The sequence below is a fragment of the Micromonospora sp. DT48 genome (assembly GCF_049844495.1).
In the GTDB taxonomy this organism is placed as follows: Bacteria; Actinomycetota; Actinomycetes; order Mycobacteriales; family Micromonosporaceae; genus Micromonospora.
Genome location: NZ_JBNCLE010000031.1, coordinates 17,405 through 36,814 on the forward strand (window position 1 = coordinate 17,405; position 19,410 = coordinate 36,814).

Annotated in this window: 14 protein-coding genes and 1 pseudogene; 3 read left to right on the top strand and 12 right to left on the bottom strand. The window is 69.9% G+C overall.

The genetic code is table 11. The features are described 5' to 3' along the window. Positions 1-91: 91 nt before the first annotated feature. The 3 genes from ACLQ2S_RS25600 to glnA form a co-directional block, all read right to left on the bottom strand. Complete coding sequence (locus tag ACLQ2S_RS25600) at positions 92-1,093, bottom strand: hypothetical protein (protein WP_425703433.1); 1,002 nt, start codon at positions 1,091-1,093, stop codon at positions 92-94. Next, complete coding sequence (locus tag ACLQ2S_RS25605) at positions 1,090-1,449, bottom strand: PadR family transcriptional regulator (RefSeq protein ID WP_309223867.1); 360 nt, start codon at positions 1,447-1,449, stop codon at positions 1,090-1,092. The genes ACLQ2S_RS25600 and ACLQ2S_RS25605 overlap by 4 nt, the downstream gene beginning before the upstream one ends. Positions 1,450-1,547: 98 nt before the next feature. Continuing rightward, positions 1,548-2,972: a type I glutamate--ammonia ligase gene (glnA, locus tag ACLQ2S_RS25610; RefSeq protein ID WP_309223866.1), complete on the bottom strand. Its 1,425-nt coding sequence runs from the start codon at positions 2,970-2,972 to the stop codon at positions 1,548-1,550. 336 nt (positions 2,973-3,308) lie between these two features. Between glnA and ACLQ2S_RS25615 the strand changes: the two genes are divergently transcribed. Beyond that, positions 3,309-3,707, top strand: a complete 399-nt coding sequence (locus ACLQ2S_RS25615) for an RDD family protein (protein ID WP_309223865.1) — start codon at positions 3,309-3,311, stop codon at positions 3,705-3,707. A 167-nt stretch (positions 3,708-3,874) separates the two neighbouring features. On the opposite strand, the gene ACLQ2S_RS25620 is transcribed toward ACLQ2S_RS25615, so the two are convergent. Together ACLQ2S_RS25620 and lipA are read right to left on the bottom strand one after the other, a co-directional pair. Next, positions 3,875-4,564, bottom strand: a complete 690-nt coding sequence (locus ACLQ2S_RS25620; protein WP_155221906.1) for a DUF4191 domain-containing protein — start codon at positions 4,562-4,564, stop codon at positions 3,875-3,877. Between the two features lie 148 nt (positions 4,565-4,712). Then, on the bottom strand, positions 4,713-5,762 hold the full coding sequence (gene lipA / locus ACLQ2S_RS25625) for a lipoyl synthase (RefSeq protein WP_309223864.1): 1,050 nt from the start codon (positions 5,760-5,762) through the stop codon (positions 4,713-4,715). A 282-nt stretch (positions 5,763-6,044) separates the two neighbouring features. Between lipA and aspS the strand changes: the two are divergent. Further along, positions 6,045-7,235 (top strand): annotated as a pseudogene (gene aspS / locus ACLQ2S_RS25630) (aspartate--tRNA(Asn) ligase); the annotation flags it as partial. Positions 7,236-7,298: 63 nt separating this feature from the next. On the opposite strand, the gene lipB reads toward aspS, so the two are convergent. Next, positions 7,299-7,940 carry a lipoyl(octanoyl) transferase LipB gene (gene lipB, locus ACLQ2S_RS25635; protein ID WP_425703437.1) on the bottom strand — a complete coding sequence of 214 codons (642 nt, stop codon included), beginning with the start codon at positions 7,938-7,940 and terminating at the stop codon, positions 7,299-7,301. 47 nt (positions 7,941-7,987) lie between these two features. After that, positions 7,988-9,805 carry a DUF2079 domain-containing protein gene (locus ACLQ2S_RS25640; RefSeq protein WP_425703439.1) on the bottom strand — a complete coding sequence of 606 codons (1,818 nt, stop codon included), beginning with the start codon at positions 9,803-9,805 and terminating at the stop codon, positions 7,988-7,990. Positions 9,806-10,058: 253 nt separating this feature from the next. Here ACLQ2S_RS25640 and ACLQ2S_RS25645 point away from each other — a divergent pair, with 253 nt between their 5' ends. Further along, complete coding sequence (locus tag ACLQ2S_RS25645; protein WP_425703441.1) at positions 10,059-11,366, top strand: extracellular catalytic domain type 1 short-chain-length polyhydroxyalkanoate depolymerase; 1,308 nt, start codon at positions 10,059-10,061, stop codon at positions 11,364-11,366. 4 nt (positions 11,367-11,370) lie between these two features. Here ACLQ2S_RS25645 and ACLQ2S_RS25650 read toward each other — a convergent pair whose 3' ends face one another. The 5 genes from ACLQ2S_RS25650 to ACLQ2S_RS25670 form a co-directional block, all read right to left on the bottom strand. Further along, positions 11,371-12,270: a TIGR01777 family oxidoreductase gene (locus ACLQ2S_RS25650; protein ID WP_425703443.1), complete on the bottom strand. Its 900-nt coding sequence runs from the start codon at positions 12,268-12,270 to the stop codon at positions 11,371-11,373. 47 nt (positions 12,271-12,317) lie between these two features. After that, the gene (locus ACLQ2S_RS25655; RefSeq protein ID WP_425703445.1) at positions 12,318-13,325 is read right to left on the bottom strand and encodes an aldo/keto reductase; all 1,008 of its coding nucleotides are present in this window, start codon (positions 13,323-13,325) and stop codon (positions 12,318-12,320) included. Between the two features lie 236 nt (positions 13,326-13,561). After that, positions 13,562-14,803, bottom strand: coding sequence for an erythromycin esterase family protein (locus ACLQ2S_RS25660; RefSeq protein ID WP_155221902.1), 1,242 nt, complete (start codon positions 14,801-14,803; stop codon positions 13,562-13,564). A 130-nt stretch (positions 14,804-14,933) separates the two neighbouring features. Continuing rightward, the gene (locus tag ACLQ2S_RS25665; RefSeq protein ID WP_425703448.1) at positions 14,934-18,347 is read right to left on the bottom strand and encodes a DEAD/DEAH box helicase family protein; all 3,414 of its coding nucleotides are present in this window, start codon (positions 18,345-18,347) and stop codon (positions 14,934-14,936) included. A gap of 120 nt (positions 18,348-18,467) precedes the next feature. Further along, positions 18,468-19,273, bottom strand: a protein-coding gene (locus ACLQ2S_RS25670; RefSeq protein WP_425703451.1) for an IS5 family transposase whose coding sequence is annotated in 2 segments (ribosomal slippage) — positions 18,468-18,929 and positions 18,932-19,273 — 804 coding nt in all. Because the reading frame shifts where the segments join, the coding sequence is not laid out codon by codon here. Positions 19,274-19,410 lie beyond the last annotated feature (137 nt).

A 19,410-nucleotide genomic window follows, 5' to 3' on the forward strand; every position in this document is an offset into this window, starting at 1 on the left:
CCCTACCGGACTGTGGCAGTGCGGCTGCTCGACACGCCGGTACGCAAGCAGCTGCCCTGCCACAGTCACCGGTCCCACCGCGAGGACTCGGTCAGCGGCGGGCGCCGCAGGTGGGGCAGGGGTCGGCCGGGGTGGTTCTCAGCTGGCCCGCCCCGTCACGCTGCCTGCGACGGTGCAGGGCTACGGCGGCTGGCAGCACGAGCGGTCCGAGTAGCCCGACGGCGAGGGCGGCACCGACCATGGTCGGGTAGGTCGGTCGCGGAGCGCCACTGAGGCCGTCCACCGCGCCGGCCAGGATGTGCACACTGAGCAGACCGATGGGGGTCAGCAGGGCGACCGCCGCCCAGCTGCCCCGCCAGTCCCGCCGCATGGCCAGCCCGGCGGCGAGCAGCAGCGCGACCCCCAGCAACACCGCCCCGACAGCTGGCAGCAACTGTTCCGAGGTCCACCGGTACGACCCCCAGTAGAGCTTGTTGCCGGCTGTGGCGGCGAACGTCCCGCCGATCGTTGCCGCGATCGTCGGTAGGGTTCGAGCCGCCAACGGCAGGTGTGCGTCGACGGCCAGCGCCAGCACCCCGAGGGCGACCTGTGGGACCAGCACCAGCAGCGGCGGCCGGGGCAGCCCGGCGACCGGGCTCACCAGGAGAACCGCCCCGGTGACCAGCATCGCCCCGGCGACAGCCACCCGGGTGGGTCGACCCGGTGCGACGAGCACCAGGGCGACCGCCACCAGCCACGTCAGCCACGCGACGATGCCGGTCGAGGTGAACGGACCGAACACCGGCAGGCCCGCCTCGGTGGGTGGTGGGTTCTGCTCGACGAGGGCCCAGAAGCCGGCCAAGAAGGCGGCGGTGGTCAGCGCGAGCAGCGCTGCGAGGCGTACCCCGGGGATCAGGTCGGTGGCACCGGCGGCCCGCAGCCGCTGGCGGAGGCCCCCGCGCACGAGGTCGGCGGCGTCCGCGGGCGACGGCCAGCGCCGTCGCGGGTCCGCCAGGTCGAGGTACGTCCCGACGATCTCGTCGCCCCGGTCGTGGCGGTAGTCCGCCGGGTACGCCCGCAGCAGGTGCCGGTATCGACGCTCCAGGGCGCTCATGCCAGACCTCCGGCGGTACGCAGGACGAGCGGTCGTGCCGAGCGGGCGCGTAGCCGTGCGGTGGCGGCCTCGACGTTGCGGCGTAGCCGTTCGGTCTCGGCGGCGAGCGTGGCGTCTCCGGAGGGGGAGAGGCGGTAGTAGCGGCGCAGCCGCCCGTCGACGGTCTCCTCCCGGTCGAGTTCGACCAGCCCGGCGTCGGTGAGCCGGTCCAGCGCGCCGTAGAGGGTGCCGGGGCGTAGCGACAGCCGCCCGTCGGAGAGGGCCGCGACCTCGCCAATGATCGCGTAGCCGTGCATGGGCTCGCGGGCGAGCGCGGTCAGGATGAGGAAGGTGGGTTCGCGCAGCGGTGTATCCACGCGCTGAATATATCGGACGCGAAGCTATTGGGTGGCCCGTCAATGCGTTCGGGCCGACCCCGCGAACGCGGAGCCGGCCCGAACGATGCTGAGTGGAATCAGCAGTCGAAGTACATCGCGAACTCGTGCGGGGTCGGGCGCAGACGCACCGGGTCGACCTCGTTGGCCCGCTTCCAGTCGATCCAGGTGGAGATCAGGTCGGGGGTGAAGACGCCACCGTCGAGCAGGTAGTCGTGGTCGGCTTCGAGGGAGTCCAGCACGGCCGGCAGGGAGCCCGGCACCTGCTTGACGTTGCCCCACTCCTCCGGCGGGAGGTCGTAGAGGTCCTTGTCGATCGGCGCCGGGGGCTCGATCTTGCTCTTGATGCCGTCCAGACCGGCCATCAGCATCGCCGAGAAGGCGAGGTAGACGTTGGCCGACGGGTCCGGCACCCGGAACTCGACCCGCTTGGCCTTCGGGTTGCTGCCGGTGACCGGGATACGGGTGCAGGCGGAACGGTTGCGCTGCGAGTAGACCAGGTTGACCGGGGCCTCGAAGCCGGGCACCAGGCGGCGGTACGAGTTGACCGTCGGGTTGGTGAACGCCAGCAGCGACGGGGCGTGGTGCAGCAGACCACCGATGTACCAACGGGCCATGTCCGAGAGGCCGGCGTAGCCGGTCTCGTCGTAGAACAGCGGCTCGCCGCCGAGCCAGAGGCTCTGGTGGGTGTGCATGCCGGACCCGTTGTCGCCGAAGAGCGGCTTCGGCATGAACGTGGCGGTCTTGCCGGCGGCCCAGGCGGTGTTCTTCACGATGTACTTGAAGAGCTGGAGCTGGTCACCGGCGTGCAGCAGGGTGGAGAACTTGTAGTTGATCTCCGCCTGACCGGCGGTGCCGACCTCGTGGTGCGAACGCTCCACGGTGAAGCCGGTGTCGATCAGCCTGCGGACGATCTGGTCACGCAGGTCGGCGTAGTGGTCGACCGGCGGCACCGGGAAGTAGCCACCCTTGTACGCGGTCTTGTAGCCGCGGTTGCCGCCCTCCTCCTCACGACCGGTGTTCCAGGCGCCCTCGATCGAGTCGATGTAGTAGTACGCCTGGTGGGCGGAGGTCTCGTGGCGGATGGAGTCGAAGATGTAGAACTCCGCCTCGGGGCCGAAGTAGGCGGTGTCGGCGATGCCGCTGGCAGCCAGGTAAGCCTCGGCCTTCTTCGCCACGTTCCGCGGGTCACGCGAGTACGGCTCCCGGGTGAACGGGTCGTGGATGAAGAAGTTCAGCGCGAGGGTCTTCTGCGCGCGGAACGGGTCGATGAAAGCGGTGGCAACGTCCGGGAGCAGGAGCATGTCCGACTCGTGGATCGCCTGGAAGCCGCGGATCGACGACCCGTCGAAAGCGAGACCGTCGGTGAAGAAGTCGTCGTCGACGGACTCCACCGGCAGGTTGAAGTGCTGCATGACGCCGGGCAGGTCACAAAACCGAACGTCGACGAACTTCACGTCCTCGTTCTTGAGGTAACGCAGGAGTTCCTCGGGATTGGCGAACACTCGTCCTCCTGGCACGTCCACGGATAGCTAAGCTTTTGGCGACGCTATGGCCGTGCCGTTGCCCGGCCATGTCTCCAGTGTTTCTGCCGTGTTACGTCACTCGCGTTGGGACGCCCCGGTGCCTGGCCCGGACACCTCAACCCGAGGAAACGGGTCCGGCTGTGCCAGTGTAGTGAAGCTTGATGAGAATGGTCCTTTTTGACGCCACGCGTCTGCTCGCCTCCGGGCGTACCCCCGCTGGTCAGCCGGTCGGCGCGTGCGCACCCTCCGGTCAGGTCGGCGCACTCGCCACGGGGCTCGGTCCAGGCCGTCCGACGTCGCACTAGGCTCGTCCGGGTGACCACCCAGCCGTCTCCCTCGCCGCCGCCCGCCACGGACCCCGACTTCGCCCCGGCCGATCTCGGCCGCCGATTCGGGGCGCTGGTCGTCGACTGGATCCTCTGCCTGCTCGCGTCGGGCCTGTTCGCCAGCCCGACTCGGGACGCCTGGGCCCCCGTGCTGGTGTTGATCCTGCTGTACTGCGTCTTCCTGGGCCTGTTCGCCCAGACCCCCGGCATGTACCTGACCCGGATCCGTTGCGTCGACTGGTCCGACGGTGGGCGGATCGGCCTGCCCCGGGCGCTGCTGCGTGGGGTGCTGCTCGCCCTGGTCGTGCCCGCCTTACTGATGGACCAGCACCGACGTGGTCTGCACGACCGTCTCACCGGCTCGGTCGTCACCCCCGCACCGCGCTGACCGAGGCATCCGCCGCGCTGACCCGCGCCACCTGCCGTGCTGATCGCGACATCCGCGCTGATCCGGGAACTCCCGCGCCGCGCTGACCCGCGTCACCTGCCGTGCTGATCGCGACATCCGCGCTGACCCGCGCCGCGCTGACCCGCGCGGCGGGTGCGGGCAGCGGGTCAGCGACCGCGCATCTGGCGGAACGCCCCGCGCGGCGGGCGGAGGTTCTTGGGGATGGCGCCCTTGGGCATCTGCGGCCGGGCGGTGAGCGCCTTGAGTCGCTTGTCCAGGGCGTTGACGTCCTTGCCACTGAGGTTGCGGGGCAGCCGCATCAGCGTCATCCGCAGCTTGCGGATCGGCAGCTCGCCCTCGTTCTGCCCGATGACGTAGTCGTAGAGCGGGGCGTTGCCGATCACCTTCGCCAGCCGACGCTTCTCCTGGCCGAGCAGCCCGCGAATCCGTTGTGGGTTGCCCTCCGCCAACAGGATCACGCCAGGTCGGCCGATGACCAGGTGCACCATGTCCATCTGCGTGGTCGAGCTGACCGCCGGGGAGACCCGCCAGTCACCACGCATGTTCTCCATGATCTGCGCGGCGGCGCCCGGCTGCCCCTCGGCCGCGTTCATCATCGCCCGGTTGGAGCGAAGATTGAGCACGATCAACAGGCAGAGCAGGGTGAACAGGATGCCCAGCGGCAACCAGAGCCAGCCCCAGAACACGATCGCGACCACGGTCAGCGCGAGCGGAATCAGCACCGCACCAGTGGCCAAGGGCGCGAACCACTTGTCCTGCTTGGCGGTGAACCGGAACACCAATCCGATCTGCTTCAGCCGCTGGCCGAACGAGACCTTCTCCTGGGGCTTTGCCATGCCGTCGAGTCTAGTGGTCGCCCGCCGCACCGTTGATCCGCGCCCGACTCGACGGCCAGGCAGACACCGCACCACCCGCCGACTCCGCCGATCACGTGGTCTGCGGTCGTACCCATAGGGCACAAATGCCGCACGAAGCCCGGAGGGTTTAGCGGGTGGCCGCGGCCACGGTCTCGCGGGCGGCGAGGGCCTGCTGGTAGAGGCGACCGGCGCGGTACGACGAGCGCACCAGCGGACCGCTCATCACACCCGCGAAGCCGATCTCCTCGGCCTCCTCGCGCAGCTCGACGAACTCCTCCGGCTTGACCCAGCGTTCCACCGGGTGGTGTCGGGAGGAGGGGCGCAGGTACTGGGTGATGGTGATCAGCTCGCAGCCGGCGTCGTGCAGGTCCCGCAGCGCCTGGGAGATCTCGGCCCGCTCCTCGCCCAGCCCCAGGATCAGGTTGCTCTTGGTGACCAGACCGTCGGCGCGGGCCTGCCGGATGACGTCCAGGGACCGCTCGTAGCGGAAGGCCGGCCGGATCCGCTTGAAGATCCGGGGGACCGTCTCGACGTTGTGCGCGAGCACCTCGGGCCGGGCGCCGAAGACCTCGGCGAGCTGTTCGGGCACCGCGTTGAAGTCCGGAATCAGTAGCTCGACACCGCAACCGGGCTGGAGAGCGTGGATCTGCCGGACGGTCTCGGCGTAGAGCCAGGCGCCGCCGTCGGGCAGGTCGTCACGGGCGACACCGGTGATCGTGGCGTACCGCAGGCCCATCGAGACCACCGACTCGGCGACCCGGCGCGGCTCGTCGGCGTCGAACTCGGCCGGCTTGCCGGTGTCGATCTGGCAGAAGTCGCAGCGGCGGGTGCACTGGTCACCGCCGATGAGGAAGGTGGCTTCGCGGTCCTCCCAACACTCGTAGATGTTGGGGCAACCGGCCTCCTGGCACACCGTGTGCAGCCCCTCGCGGGCGACCAGCCCGCGCAGCTCGGTGTACTCCGGGCCCATCTTGGCCTTGACCTTGATCCATGGCGGTTTGCGCTCGATCGGCGTCTCGGCGTTGCGGGCCTCGATTCGCAGCAGTCGCCGCCCCTCGGGGGCGGGAGTCGCGGAACTCGCGGCCTGGCCGGTCGTCGGCGCGGAGTGCTCGATCGTCACAAAAACGAGCCTACGCCGGACGGTGGCTGTCGATGAACTGCGGGCGACCGCCGTCACCCCGCAAATCCTGTGACGCCGGACACCGAGGACCGGACAAACGGGTAACACAACGACGGCGAACAGCCCCCCGTGAAAGGAAGGGCACCCTTTTAACGCCTCCGGTAGAGGAAGGGCCCCTTCTTAACACCGGTGCTCAGTAGAGCCCGCCCGGCTGGCCCCGGTGAAAAGGCGACGAACGAGGCTTCCGCTGCGGCGGGAGCGAAGGTGTGGTGGCATCGCGAGGTTCCCGCTCGCCCACACCTCCCGGGGATCGCGTTGCGATTGATCGAGGAGGTAGCCATGCAACGCATCCTGTCCGACCAGCTCACCCGGCACACCGGCGGTACCGTCCGGATCGGCGGCTGGGTCCACCGCCGCCGACTGCTCAAGTCGGTGGCCTTCCTGATCGTCCGGGACGCCGCCGGCCTCGCGCAGGTCGTGGTCACCGACCCGGCGGTACGCGCCGAGATCGAGACGCTGCCCGAGGAGTCGGTGGTCGAGGTGGTGGCCACCGTGGCCACGAACCCGGCCGCGCCCGCCGGGGTCGAGCTGACCGCCCCGACCGTACGCCCACTCGGCCCGCCTGCCGCACCGCCGCCGTTCGACCTGTACCGGCCCACCCTCACCGCCAGCCTGCCCACCCAACTCGACCACGCGCCCGTGGCGCTGCGTCACCCGACCCGCTCGGCGGCGTTGCGGATCTCGGCGGCGGCGGTGGCGGGTTTCCGCGCCTCGCTGGACGCCCGGCGGTTCGTGGAGATCCACACGCCGAAGGTGGTCGCCTCGTCCACCGAGAGCGGGGCGAACGTCTTCGCCCTGGACTGGTTCGGTCGGCCCGCGTACCTGGCTCAGTCACCGCAGTTCTACAAGCAGCTCATGGTCGGGGTCTTCGAGCGGGTGTACGAGGTCGGGCCGGTGTTCCGTGCCGAACCACACGACACCGTGCGGCATCTGGCGCAGTACACCTCACTCGACGTCGAGCTCGGCTTCATATCCGACCATCGGGACGTGATGGCGATCCTGCGGGACACCCTGGCCGGGATGCTGGACGCCGTCGCGGACCGGGCCGGTGCCGCACTGGCCACCCTCGGCGTGAGACCGGCGCAGATTCCGGAAGCCCACTTCACCGAGGCGGTGCGGATCGCCGGTGTTCCCGTCGACGAACCGGACCTGGCACCCGCGCACGAACGGGCGTTGGGTGAGTGGGCGCGGCGGGAACACGGCTCGGAGTTCGTCTTCGTCACCGGGTACCCGATGGCGAAGCGACCCTTCTACACCCACCCGGACCCGGCGCGGCCGGGCTATTCCAACGGCTTCGACCTGCTGTTCCGGGGTCTGGAACTGGTCACCGGCGGGCAGCGGCTGCACCGCCACGCCGACTACCTGGCCGCCCACGGCGAGCCACTCGACCCGTACGCGGGCTACGTCGACGCCTTCCGCCACGGCATGCCCCCGCACGACCCCCTGACACCAGGAGTTGACCAAGAGGTTTGCGTCAGCGACAGCGCGATTCCTGACGCAAACCTCTTGATCAACGCGGTGCAGACCGGGAGGTCAGGTGGCGGTGATGGTGGGGAGGTGGCGTTCGACCACGGGGAGGACGTCGGCGACGGTGACGGGGCGGCCCAGTTCGGCGGTGAGGGAGGTGACGCCTGCGTCGCGGATGCCGCACGGCACGATCCGGTCGAAGTGCGCCAGGTCGCAGTCACAGTTGACGGAGAAGCCGTGCAGGGTGACGCCCCGGGCGACCCGGATGCCGATCGCCGCGACCTTGCGTTCCGGGCCCCGCTCGTCGGCCGGCACCCAGACCCCGCTGCGCCCCTCGACCCGGCCGGTGGCCAGGCCGAACTCGGCACAGACGTCGATGAGCAACTGCTCGACCCGCCGCACGTACGCGACCACGTCGACCGGGTCGGACAGGCGCAGGATCGGGTACCCCACCAGCTGCCCGGGACCGTGCCAGGTGATCTTGCCGCCCCGGTCCACGTCGACCACCGGGGTGCCGTCCATCGGGCGGTCCCACGGTTCGGTGCGCTTGCCGGCGGTGTAGACGCTCGGGTGCTCCAGCAACAGGACGGTGTCGCCCTGCTCGCCGGTCACCACCGCCTCGTGCAGGCGGCGCTGTTCGTCCCAGGCGGCGGTGTATTCGAGGACACCGGCGCGTACGGCCGTCAGGCCGGAAGTCGTCACGGTCACGATTTCAGCCTAGACCCGTACTCGCTGGTCACCTGGGGTGAGCCGGGTCACCGGCGGACGTGCCACACCCAGACGTCCTCGACCCGTTCCGGCTCGCCGAAGAGCAGGATCAGGGTGCGGCGGATGGCGTCCTCGTCGACCGGCCATTTGGCCCCGTGCACCTCGTCGGCGAGGACGACGGTCTCGATCCGCCAGTGCTCCAGGTCGGCCCGGACCTCCTCGCGGGTGCCCTCGGTGACGATCGGCGGCAGCCCGGTACGGGCGGCCTGGTCCAGCAGCGCGCCGAACGGGCGCGGCACCGGGCCGATGCGGCCCCGGTCGTCGGGTCCGCCGGGGCCGAGGAAGAACCCGGACGGGATGGCGAACTCGCCCTGCCGGTTCGCCAACGCGTACGCCTGCCAGCGCTGACCGTCGGGGTAGACGTCCAGGGTGAGCGGCGCGGGGGTCAGCACCCCACCCGGGGAGACGTGGTCCCGCCAGGCACCGGAGGTGATGAAGCGGGGGATCGGCTCACGTTCGCTGGTCAGCAGCGGGGTGGGGAACAGCGGTGCCAGGGCCACCGCGAAGCCGAGCGTCCAGGCCACCGCCGCCGGGCGGGACGGTGGACGTCGACGGAGCTGGTCCACCGCGTACGCCAGTAGCAGGCCGACCACCGGCGTCACCACCAGCGCGAACCGGGCGGGCAGCGCGGCGTTCACCACCGGCAGGTGGCCGAGCAGGTCGAACGGCATCGGCAGGTCGGTGCGCCGCCCGTTGACGGTGGCCACCGGCCCGAAGGAGAGCGCGGCGAAGACCACCGCGACGATGCCGAGGGCCCACAGGGTCGCCCGTCGACGGGCGTCACCGGTGCGCCACAGCAGTACGAAACAGCCGACGGCGAGCACCAGCAGTGGCAGCCCGAAGAAGGAGTTCTCCTCGGTGGGATTCGGCGCCAGCGAGGTGCCGAAGCCGGCCTCGCCCGCCAGCGAGCGGCGCGGGTAGGCGGCGTAGGCCGCGATGTCCTCGGAGTGGATGACGGCGTCGAAGCCGGTGCCGTGGAACCGCTGCGGCCCGGCGAAGTGCAGCCACAGCGGGTAGGACAGCAGCACGCCAGCCACCACCGCGGTCACCGCCAGCCCTTGCAGGAACTCCGGCAGTACGGCACGGGCCTCGGCGCGGTTGGCCGGGTGCAGCGCCCAGACGGCGACGAAGAGGGCGAGCGCCAGCGCGGTGAAGAAGAGGCCCTCGGCGGCGATCGAGAAGGCGACCGCGACGAGTACGCCGAGGATGGCGCCGTCGCGCACCCGGTGGCCGGGGCGGCGCAGCGCGAACAGCCGCCACACCAGCAGCGGCACCAGCCAGCCGGCGGTCCAGTTCAGGTGGGCGTTGGCGTGCGAGACCATCCCCGGGGAGAAGCCGATGAACAGTCCACCGACGGCGGCGGCGAGCGGGCTGCGGACCAGGTGTCGGGAGAGCAGCCAGTACCAGGCGACGGCGGTGGCGGCCAGGTTGAGGGTGAGGATCACCAGGAAGGTGGCCGGCGGCCCGATCAGGTACGTCAGCGGGGCGAAGACCACCGCGTACACCGTGATCGAGGTGTTGACCGCGAGGTTCACCCCGTCCGGCACGTTGATCAGATAGGTGAAGAGGGGGTTGTCCCCATGGGTGACCGCGTGCCCGCCGAAGGCCAGCAGCCACTCGAATAGTGCCTGGTCGCTGGAGTTGACGGTGATCGCCCGCCCGTTCGGGTCGATCCAGAGCCCGCTGGTCACCCAGACCGAGAGCGCCAACGCCACCAGCACGACGATCAGGTCGGTGCGGCGGTGGGCGACCCGGGAGGGCGACGGCGAAGCGGGCGCGGACGCCACGGACGGGGAGGTGGGCACCTAGCGGACGTTACCAATCGCACCGGGACACGCCGGTCAGACCCGGCACCTCCGCTTGCAAGGAAGGGCACCCTGTTAACGCCTCGTGTATTAAAAGGGACCCTTCCTAACGCTGGCGCGGGCTGGCGCGGGCTGGCGCGGCCCGTACGCCTCGACACATCTGTGCATCGACGAATGTGTGTACGGCCACCATGTCATCGGTGCGACACACCTGCGTAACGTCGCGGCAATCATTGGTGATCCAGCTCACACTATGGAGGCTCTCGTGCGCCGCACCCGTACCCGGCTCGCCGGTGCGCTGGCCGGGCTGGTCCTGGCCGCCGCCGCGCTGGTGGTCGTCGCCCCGCCCGCCCAGGCCGCGTCCCTGACCCAGGTCACCGGCTTCGGCTCCAACCCCGGCAACCTCGCCATGTACGCGTACCGGCCGGACAACCTGCCCGCCGGCGCTCCGGCCGTGGTGCTGCTGCACGGCTGCGCCCAGAACGCCAGCGGCTACTTCGCCAACTCCGGCTGGCAGAAGTACGCCGACCAGTGGCGGTTCGCGCTGATCGTGCCCGAGCAGCGCTCGGCCAACAACTCCAGCTCCTGCTTCAACTGGTTCGAGACCGGCGACACGGCCCGGGGGCAGGGTGAGGCGCTGTCCATCAAGCAGATGGTCGACCACGCGCGGTCGGCGTACGGCATCGCGGCCGACCGGGTCTACGTCAGCGGCCTGTCGGCCGGTGGGGCGATGAGCGCGACGATGCTCGCGACCTACCCGGACGTCTTCGCCGGTGGCTCGATCATCGCCGGGATGCCGTACCGCTGCGCCACCAGCATGGTCAACGCCTTCTCCTGCATGAACCCCGGCGTGGACAAGACCCCGGCGCAGTGGGGCGACCTGGTCCGCAACGCCCACCCCGGCTACTCCGGCACCCGCCCGAAGGTGGCCATCTGGCACGGCACCAGCGACTACACGGTGGCGACGGCGAACGCCACCGAGTCCCGCGACCAGTGGACCAACGTGCTCGGTGTCTCGCAGACGCCCACCAGCACCCGACAGCTCCCGGCGGGCACCAGCGTGGAGGTGTACGGCGACGACGTGGTCCGCGTACACCGGGTCTCCGGGATGGGGCACGGCACCCCCGTCGACCCGGGCTCCGGCGCGGACCAGTGCGGTACCGCCGCCGCGTACTTCCTGGACACCATCTGCTCGACGTACCACGACGCGGTCTTCTTCGGCCTGGACGGAGGCATCACCCCGACCCCGACGGCGACCCCGACCCCGACGGCGACCCCGACCCCGACGCCGACCCCGACCCCGACGGCGACCCCGACGACGTCGCCGACGACGTCGCCGAGCCCGACCACCTCGCCCAGCCCGACCGCCTCGCCGAGCCCGACCGGTGCCCCGGTCTGCGTCACCGCGAGCAACTACGCCCACGTCACCGCCGGGCGCGCCTACCACTCCGGCGGCTACGCCTACGCCAACGGCTCCAACCAGCGGATGGGCCTCTACAACACCTTCTACACCACCACCCTGCGCCAGACCGGCCCCAACCACTGGACCATCGGCTGCTAGCTCGTCAGTCGTGGAGGGCGGCGTGCAGGGCGGTGCGCAGGTCAGGGTGCCGGAAGGTGAACTGGGCACGGTTCAGCACGCCGGGGAGGACGCGGGTGCTGGTCAGCGCCTCCTGGGCGAAGCCGCCCAGGGCGACCTTCAGGGCCAACGCCGGGATCGGGATGACCGCCGGACGGTTCAGCTGGCGGGCCAGCTCGCGGGTGAACTCGGCGTTGGTCACCGGAGCCGGGCCGACCACGTTGACCGGCCCCGCGAGGTCCGCCCGAGCCAACAGGAAGGTGGTGGCGTTGAGCCAGTCGGTCATCGAGATCCACGGAATCCACTGCCGGCCGCTGCCGAGCCGACCGGCGATGCCCAGCTTGAACGGCAGCAGTTGCGGTTTGAGCAGCCCGCCGTCGCGGTGCAGCGGCAGCCCGGTACGCAGCCGCACCACCCGTACCCCGGCGTCCTCGGCCGGTCGGGTGGCCGCCTCCCACACCCGGGTCACGTCGGCGAGGAACCCCTCGCCAGCCGGCGCGTCCTCCTCCACCACCCGGTCGCCGGTGTTGCCGTACCAGCCGATCGCGGAGGAGTTCAGCAGCACCTCCGGCCGGTCCGCCGCTGGCAGCCCGGCGATCGTGGTGGCCAGCGTGGTGGTGGTGTCGACCCGGCTGGACCGGATCAGCTGCCGGTACCGGTCGTTCCAGCGTTTGTCGCCGACGCCCGCGCCAGCCAGGTTGATCACCGCGTCGGCCTCGGCGACCACCGCCGGGTCCAACTGCGCCGCCGACGGCGACCATCGTCGCTCGTCGGCGGCGCGTGGTGGCCGTCGCACCAGCCGGGTCACCTGGTGCCCGTCGGCGACGAGCAGGTCGACCAGCCGGGTGCCGAGGAAGCCGGACGCGCCGGCCATGAGGATCCGCATGCCCTACATCTTCGGGTACGCACGGCGACCCGACCGCGTCGAGTCGGTCATGCCCCCGTATCGACGCCGCCCGAACGCAGCTCCGACAGCTCCCGCTCGACCTCGGCGTAGGCGTCGGCGGGCAGCGGCCCGAGGGTCAGCACCCGGGTGTTCTCCTCGACCTGTGCCACCGTGCGGAAGCCGGGGATCGGCACCGTACGCGGGCTGCGGGCCAGCAGCCAGCCGAGCGCGCCCTGGGCGAGGGTACGGCCGTCGGCGGTGAGCGCCGCCCGGACCCGGTCGATGCGGCGCGACCATTCCGGCGCGGGCTGACCGTCGGTGAACCAGGGCAGCCACTCGGGCGCCCGCCCCCGCACGTCGTCGTCGCCCAGCGACCTGGTGGCGGCGGTGAGCAGACCCATCGCCAGCGGCCCCCGGTTGATGCTGGCCAGGTCGTACTTGTCGCAGACCGCGAGCATGTCGGCGTTGTCCCGCAGCACGGACTGGTCGTGTTGGATGGCCGTGCAGTGCGGGGCGGCCGGGGCGAATACGCCCGCCGAGGCGGGGTGGTCGGTGCTCCACCCGTACGCCCGGATCTTGCCCTGGGTGACCATGCCCTCCAGCGTGTCGACCAGGTCGAGCGCGAGCGTCGGATCCAGATCGTTGAGGTGCAGCTGCAACAGGTCGACGTAGTCGGTGCCGAGCCGGCGCAGCGACGCCTCCAGGCTGGCCACCGCGTACTCCGGGCGGTGGTCCTCGCCGGTGGCCCGGCGGGTCGCCTCCGCCGAGGTGTGGCCGAACTTGGTGGCGATCACCACCTGGTCGCGGCGGCCGGTGAGCGCCCGGCCGAGCACCCGCTCGCTGTGCCCGGCCCCGTAGTTGCTGGCCGTGTCGAAGAAGGTCACCCCGTGCGCGATCGACGCGTGCACGGCGCGTACCGACTCCTCGTCGTCGACCTCGCCCCAGCCCAGCGGCTGTCGGTCGTCGCCCCACAACGGCCCGCCGATCGCCCAGCACCCCATGCCGATGGCGCTGACCTCGATCCCGCTGCGGCCCAGTTTCCGTGTCATCGTCATGGGCGCCAGCGTCCCCTTTAGAGCGCGCTCGAAGTCAAGCGCGCCGCCGCGACCTCCCTCCGGCCGCGCTGGCCCGCCGGCTGCGACCTCGCGGGTGGCCGCGACCTCGCCGGTGGCCGCGAACATGGGGCGACGACGCCACGTTCACGAAGTCGGACGTCGTCGCCCCAGATCTTGGAAAGTTTCCGTCATCAGCTAACGAGAACTGTCCAAGATTTCCTACGGCGGTGGGTGGATCAGAAGGCGACGGTGTGGTCGCGGGTTGCTGTCGGAGTGGTCAGGACGGCGTCGAAGGCTTGTCGTACGTCGGTCTCCAGCGCCGCGCTCTGCGTTCGGATGCTGGCCAGCGGCGATTCCGCCGCGCGTGGGTCGGTCAGTGTGATCTTCGCGGTGAATCCCGCGTCGAGCACTGCCTGTTCCACGCTGCCGGGCGCGGGAGCGGGCACGTCGACGTCCTCGACGGTGAAGCCGACCGGTGACCCGTCGGCGGGAAAGGCCATCTCGGGTACGCGATCGCCGGTGTGCGTCAACGCGACGGCACGATAGTCGCGGCCGAGACCGTGGGCCAGATAGTGGCCCATCGGAAGGGCGGTGAGCGTGCCGTCGAAGCACACCGGGGTCTTCTGGATGTGGTTGTTGTGGGCGACCACGGCCATGCGGGCGTCCGGCCCTGCCGCCGAGAGGTGCCACTGCACGGTGGCCGCCATGAAATGGTCACGGATCGAGGTGTCGCCGGGCAGGCCCTCGCCGCTGAACAGATCACTCATGGCGCGCAGCATGTACTCGGTGTGACAGGCGGCATCGAGGTGACGGCGCGCGGTGGCGTAGCGGTCCGGGTCGCTGCGGGAGAGGTAGACGGGTTGGAGAGCCCGCATCCGCAGCGACAACCGGGCGAGTCCAGCCGCGAGGGCGTCCTGCCGGGCTGGGTCCAGGGCGCTCCACTGCGGCGCCGACACCGCGGCGGAGCCGCCGCTGATCTCGTCAGCCACCGGGAACAGGCGATCCAACAACTCGGCGGCCTCGCTGTCGACGCCCCGTAGGTAGTCCGCCACCGGCTGGAGGTCGGGGCGCAGGGTCAAGGTGTTCGGTAGGTCGATGCCGACGATACCCAGGGGATGTGGCCGGCTGCGGTTGTAGCGTCGTAGCCAACTCAGTAGCTCCCCGAAGAGTCCGGCGGTCAACGGCCCGGCGAGCCGGTGCAAATCGGCGTCGTCGCCGTCGCCGGCAAGCCACGGGTTCAGGGCGTCGGCCTCGCTCGCGCCCAACTCGAACGCCAGGATGGTGAGGCCGCACTCCTCGACGAGATAGCGCAGGAGGCGGGCACGGGCGAGGGTGAACTCGCGGACGAAGTGGGAACCTTCGCCGACGCCGACGACCCGCGCCCCGGCGAGGAGGGTACGCAGCGGTGCCAGGTCGGTCAGGTCCGGCTCAGCCGGATCCAGGGTACGCAGGACAGCAGTTCGGTCACGCAAAGCCATGATGGGCGCTCATTTCTCTGTGAAAGGACACGACGTCGAGGACGCACGATCGATGTCGCGCGTCGAGCAGGCGAGTGCGCCGTGTCAGAGAAAGAGGCTGCCGGTGGCCATAGGCAGATCCTACCGGTCGCTAGGCGACCTCGTGGGTGGGTGTGGCGGTGGCGCGTACGGAGGTGAGGATCGCGTCGATGCGGTCCACGTCGGCGGGGGCGAACAGCGACTCCGGGCCATGTGGGGCGATCTCGGTGAACGGCGACTCGTAGAGCCTGTCGATCTTCATGGCACCGTTCTGGGTCAGGTGACCGATGACCATGTGGATGAAGTGGATCTGGTTCCTGGTCAGCGTCCGTCCGTCGAGGAACTCGTTGAACGCCTCGGTGGCGGCCTCGCGGTCCAGGCCGACCAGCGACCGGATGAACAGCCCCAGTCCGTCAGCCGACCGTCGGGCGCGCTCGAGGTCGTCGGCGGTGCCGACACCGCTGTCGGCGAGCATCCGCTCCAGCTCGGCGAGGTCGGTGGGGGAGAGCTGCCGATTGCGGAGCACCTTCTGCAACGCCACGTGATCCTCGTGCTGACGCAGGTAGGCCCGCGTCTTGGCCCGGAACCGCTCGTGATCGGTGCCGACCCGCGCCTGCGGAATGGAGACCTCGGTCAGCTCACCGAGTTGGTCGACGAAGTCGGTGTAGACGACGGTGCGTTTGTTCCGCTCGATCAGGCGCACCAGAGAGCGGACCCGGCGGCGCACCAGCTCCAGCATCGGCAGGGTCACGTCCTGCCACCACTCGTCGCCGGCAACCTCGTCGAGCAGCTCCCGCTGTTCGCGGATGGCCGGGATGCTGGTCTGTTCCAGCAGCGCCGAGGCGATCTCCTGCACCTGCGTGCGTAGCCGCTCGTAGGCCGGTTCCACGTCGAGCTGGCCGAGTTGCAGACGCAGCATCATCAGGTCGAAGCGCTTGGCGGTCTCGTCGTCGTCCTTGACCGAGGTGGGCAGCCCGGCCAGGTCGCGTCCGATCTCCTCGACCGCCTCGGGGGTGAGCCGGTGCCAGTTGGCGAAGTCGGCGTAGTACTGGACGGTCCGCCGTTTGGACCGGACGACGAAGTTGTCCAGGTGCATGCCGCTGACTCGCTCGTGCAGGTGGTGGGCGATGTCCCAGCGCAGGCCGGACTCGCTGCGGGTGCCGTCCACTGCGGGCTCGCCACCCCGCGGCAGGCGCTGGTCGAGCCGGTAGAGCAGTTCGACTCGCGCCTTGAACAGCCGAGCGGTGAGGGGCTCGCCGAGCGAACCCTCGCTGGCCGGCACGTCCTGACTGAAGTACGCGAAGTTCGCGCAGCAGTCGAAGACGAAGAAGTTCTCCTTGTCCTGGCCGGGACCGAACAGGTCCGGGCACAGCCGGGTGCCCCGGCCGATCATCTGCCAGAACTTCGACTTGGACCGGACGACCTTGAAGAAGACCAGGTTGACGACCTCCGGCACGTCGATGCCGGTGTCGAGCATGTCCACCGAGATGGCGATGTGCGGGGCCTTGTCCTTGACCGAGAAGTCGTCGATCAGGCCCTGCGCCCGCTCGACCTGATGGGTGATGACCTGCGCGAAGTGGCCCGCGAGGTGCGGGTAGTTGGCGTCGAACCGCTCGCGGATGAACCTCGCGTGGTCGTTGTTCTTGGCAAAGATGATCGTCTTGCCGAGCCGGTCGCCACCGGCGACCGTGTGCCCGTGCGTCATCAGGGTCTTCAGCACCTTGTCGACGGTGTCGGTGTTGAACAGCCACTTGTTGACCGCATCGGGGTCGACGCCGTCCGGCGGACCGCCCTCGCCCCAGTCGAGGGCGTCCCAGCGTTCCTTCTCCTCCTCGCTGAGGTCGTCGTAGCGGATGCCCTCCTGCGGGAACTTCAGCGGCACCGCCACCGCCCGAGGCGGCACCAGGTAGCCCTCCTCGACCGCCTCGTCCAGGTCGTAGTGGTCGGTGGGCACGCCGTCTTCAAGGTTGAACAGGCTGTAGGTGTTGCGGTCGATCTCGTTGCGCGGGGTGGCGGTGAGTCCGAGCAGCAACGAGTCGAACCAGGCGAAGATCGCCCGGTACTTCTGGTAGACCGAGCGGTGCGCCTCGTCGATGATCACCAGGTCGAAATGCCCGGGGCCGAAGCGCCGTACGCCACTCACGGTCTCGTTGATCAGGCCCATCATGGTCGGGTACGTGGAGACGTACACCCGACCGTCGGTGTCCTTCTCGGTGACCAGGTTGACCGTGGCCACCTCCGGCAGGTGCGCCTTGAACGCGTTGACCGCCTGGTTGACCAGCGCGTTGCGGTCGGCGAGGAAGAGCACCCGCTTGACCCAATTTGCCCGCATGAGCTGGTCGACCAGGGCGATGACGGTGCGCGTCTTGCCCGCGCCGGTCGCCATCACCAACAGCGCCTGGCGCTGCCGGTGCACCTCGAACGCTTCACCGACCGCCCGGATCGCCCGCTTCTGGTAGTGCCGCTCGACGATCCGCCCGTTGATGTCCAGCTCGGCCAGCGGTCGGCGGCTCTCCCGTCGCTGCACCAGCAGTTGTAGCTCCGCCTTGGTGTAGAAGCCCTGCACCGGTCGGGGCGGGTAGGCGGTGTCGTCCCACAGCCAGTGGTCGTATCCGTTGCTGTAGAAGATGACCGGGCGCTGTCCGTACGCCTGTTCCAGGCAGTCGGCGTAGAGCTTGGCCTGGTACTGGCCGGCGGTGGCGTGCCGGCGGGCGCGCTTGGCCTCGACCACGGCGAGCGGCTTGCCGTCGTCGCCCCACAGCACGTAGTCGACCGCGCCCGCGCCACTGCCGCCGGGCATTCCGGTGACCGGGAACTCCCGGTCGCGCTCCTGGTCGAGTGGCCAGCCTGCTTCCTTGAGGAGTACGTCGATGAAGAGGTCCCGGGTCTGCGCCTCGTTGTAGTCGTGGTCGTCCGGGCGGGTCTCGTTGGCGGCCTTGGCGGCGGAGATCTGGGCGCGTAGCTTCGCCAACTCGGCGTCCAGGTTGGCGTTCTTCTCCCGTTCGGCGGCGAGCGCGTCGTCCTGCGCGGCGAGCTTGTCGGCCAGCGCCTTGATCTCGGCCTGGCTGGTTCGCTGCGGTCGCCCGTGCGTCGGCCGGGGGAGAAGCGTCTCGTCGAAGGCGAGGGTGCTCGGCGGCACCTGCGACTGGTCGCGGGTGTAGCGCCGGGCGATCCAGTACATGACGTGGAACAGCTCCCGCACGACAGGAATGGAATCGGTGGACTTGACCGGCGCGGTCTTGTGCACCGCCCAATTGCCCTGCTTGCGGATGATGTCCATCTTGGTATTGAGAACCGGGCCGGCCAGATGCCGCAGCGTCGGCTCGTGGATCATGCCGTTGAGATCTTTCTTGTACGGCTGGTTGAGCGTGCTGTCGACCTCGAACAGCCAGGTGAGCGTGTGTTCCAGCGTCCGTCGGGCATAAAAGCAGGCGGTACGCGGATCGAGCACCGTATTCCGCTCGGCCTTGAACGCCTCTCGGAACAGATCCGGCCACTCGGCCCGCAGAAAGTGAAAATTGCTCATTTCCAGCGCCACCCCACGGTCGACAGCGGCCTACGATCATTCCACATCACCTCTTCAACGACACACGAGAAAGCCCCGCCCACCGATCGGCGAGCGGGGCAAGCGGGTTTAGAGCGTGTCTCAGGTGGTGAGTTTGAGGTAGCGCTTGTGGCAGGTCAGGGCGGCGGCGAGGGTGACGAATGCGCAGTAGAGGCTGGCTGAGCGTTCGTAGCGGATGGTCAGCCGGCGGTAGCCGGTGAACCAGGCGAAGGTCCGCTCGATCACCCACCTGTGTCGGCCGAGCCGGTTCGGCGATTCGATGCCGCGGCGGGCGATGCGGGGTCGGATGCCGCGGGTGCGGAGCATGCGGCGTAGGTGGGGGTAGTCGTATCCCTTGTCGGCGTGCAGCTTGTCCGGCCGGCGCCGTCGTGGTCCGCGTCGGGAGCGGATGGCGGGGATGGCCTGAACGAGGGACTCCAGGCAGCGGCTGTCGTGGGTGTTCGCGGCGGACACGCCCACGGACAGCGGCAGCCCGTTACGGTCGGACAGGGCGTGGATCTTGCTGCCGGACTTGCCTCGGTCGACCGGACTCGGACCGGTCAGACCGCCCCCCTTTTCGCCCGCACCGACGCCGCGTCGGCGGTGGCCCGGGACCAGTCGATCAACCCCTTCGCGCCGAGCTGGTCCAGGGCGGCGACGTGCAACCTGCGCCACAGCCCGGCTCGGGTCCAGGCGACGAACCGGCGGTGCGCGGTGGCCTTGGACACTCCGAACCCGGGTGGCAGGTGCCGCCACGCGCAGCCAGTGGTCAACACGTACACGATCGCGGCGAACACCGCCCTCGCGTCGATCGGCGGCGTGCCCCCGCCCTGCGGACGGCGAGGCGGTGGTGGGATCAACGGACCGGCCAGGCTCCACAACTCGTCAGGTACCCATTGCAGGATCAACCGCTCGTCCACAGTAGAAACGATCTACCAGACCAGGCCACCCAACCGCCACCCGAGACACGCTCTTACTGGACGTTTGCTTCATCTTCGCGCGAGTAGCGGCCGATTTGCGTCTCGGGCCTCGATGGCGGAAGGTG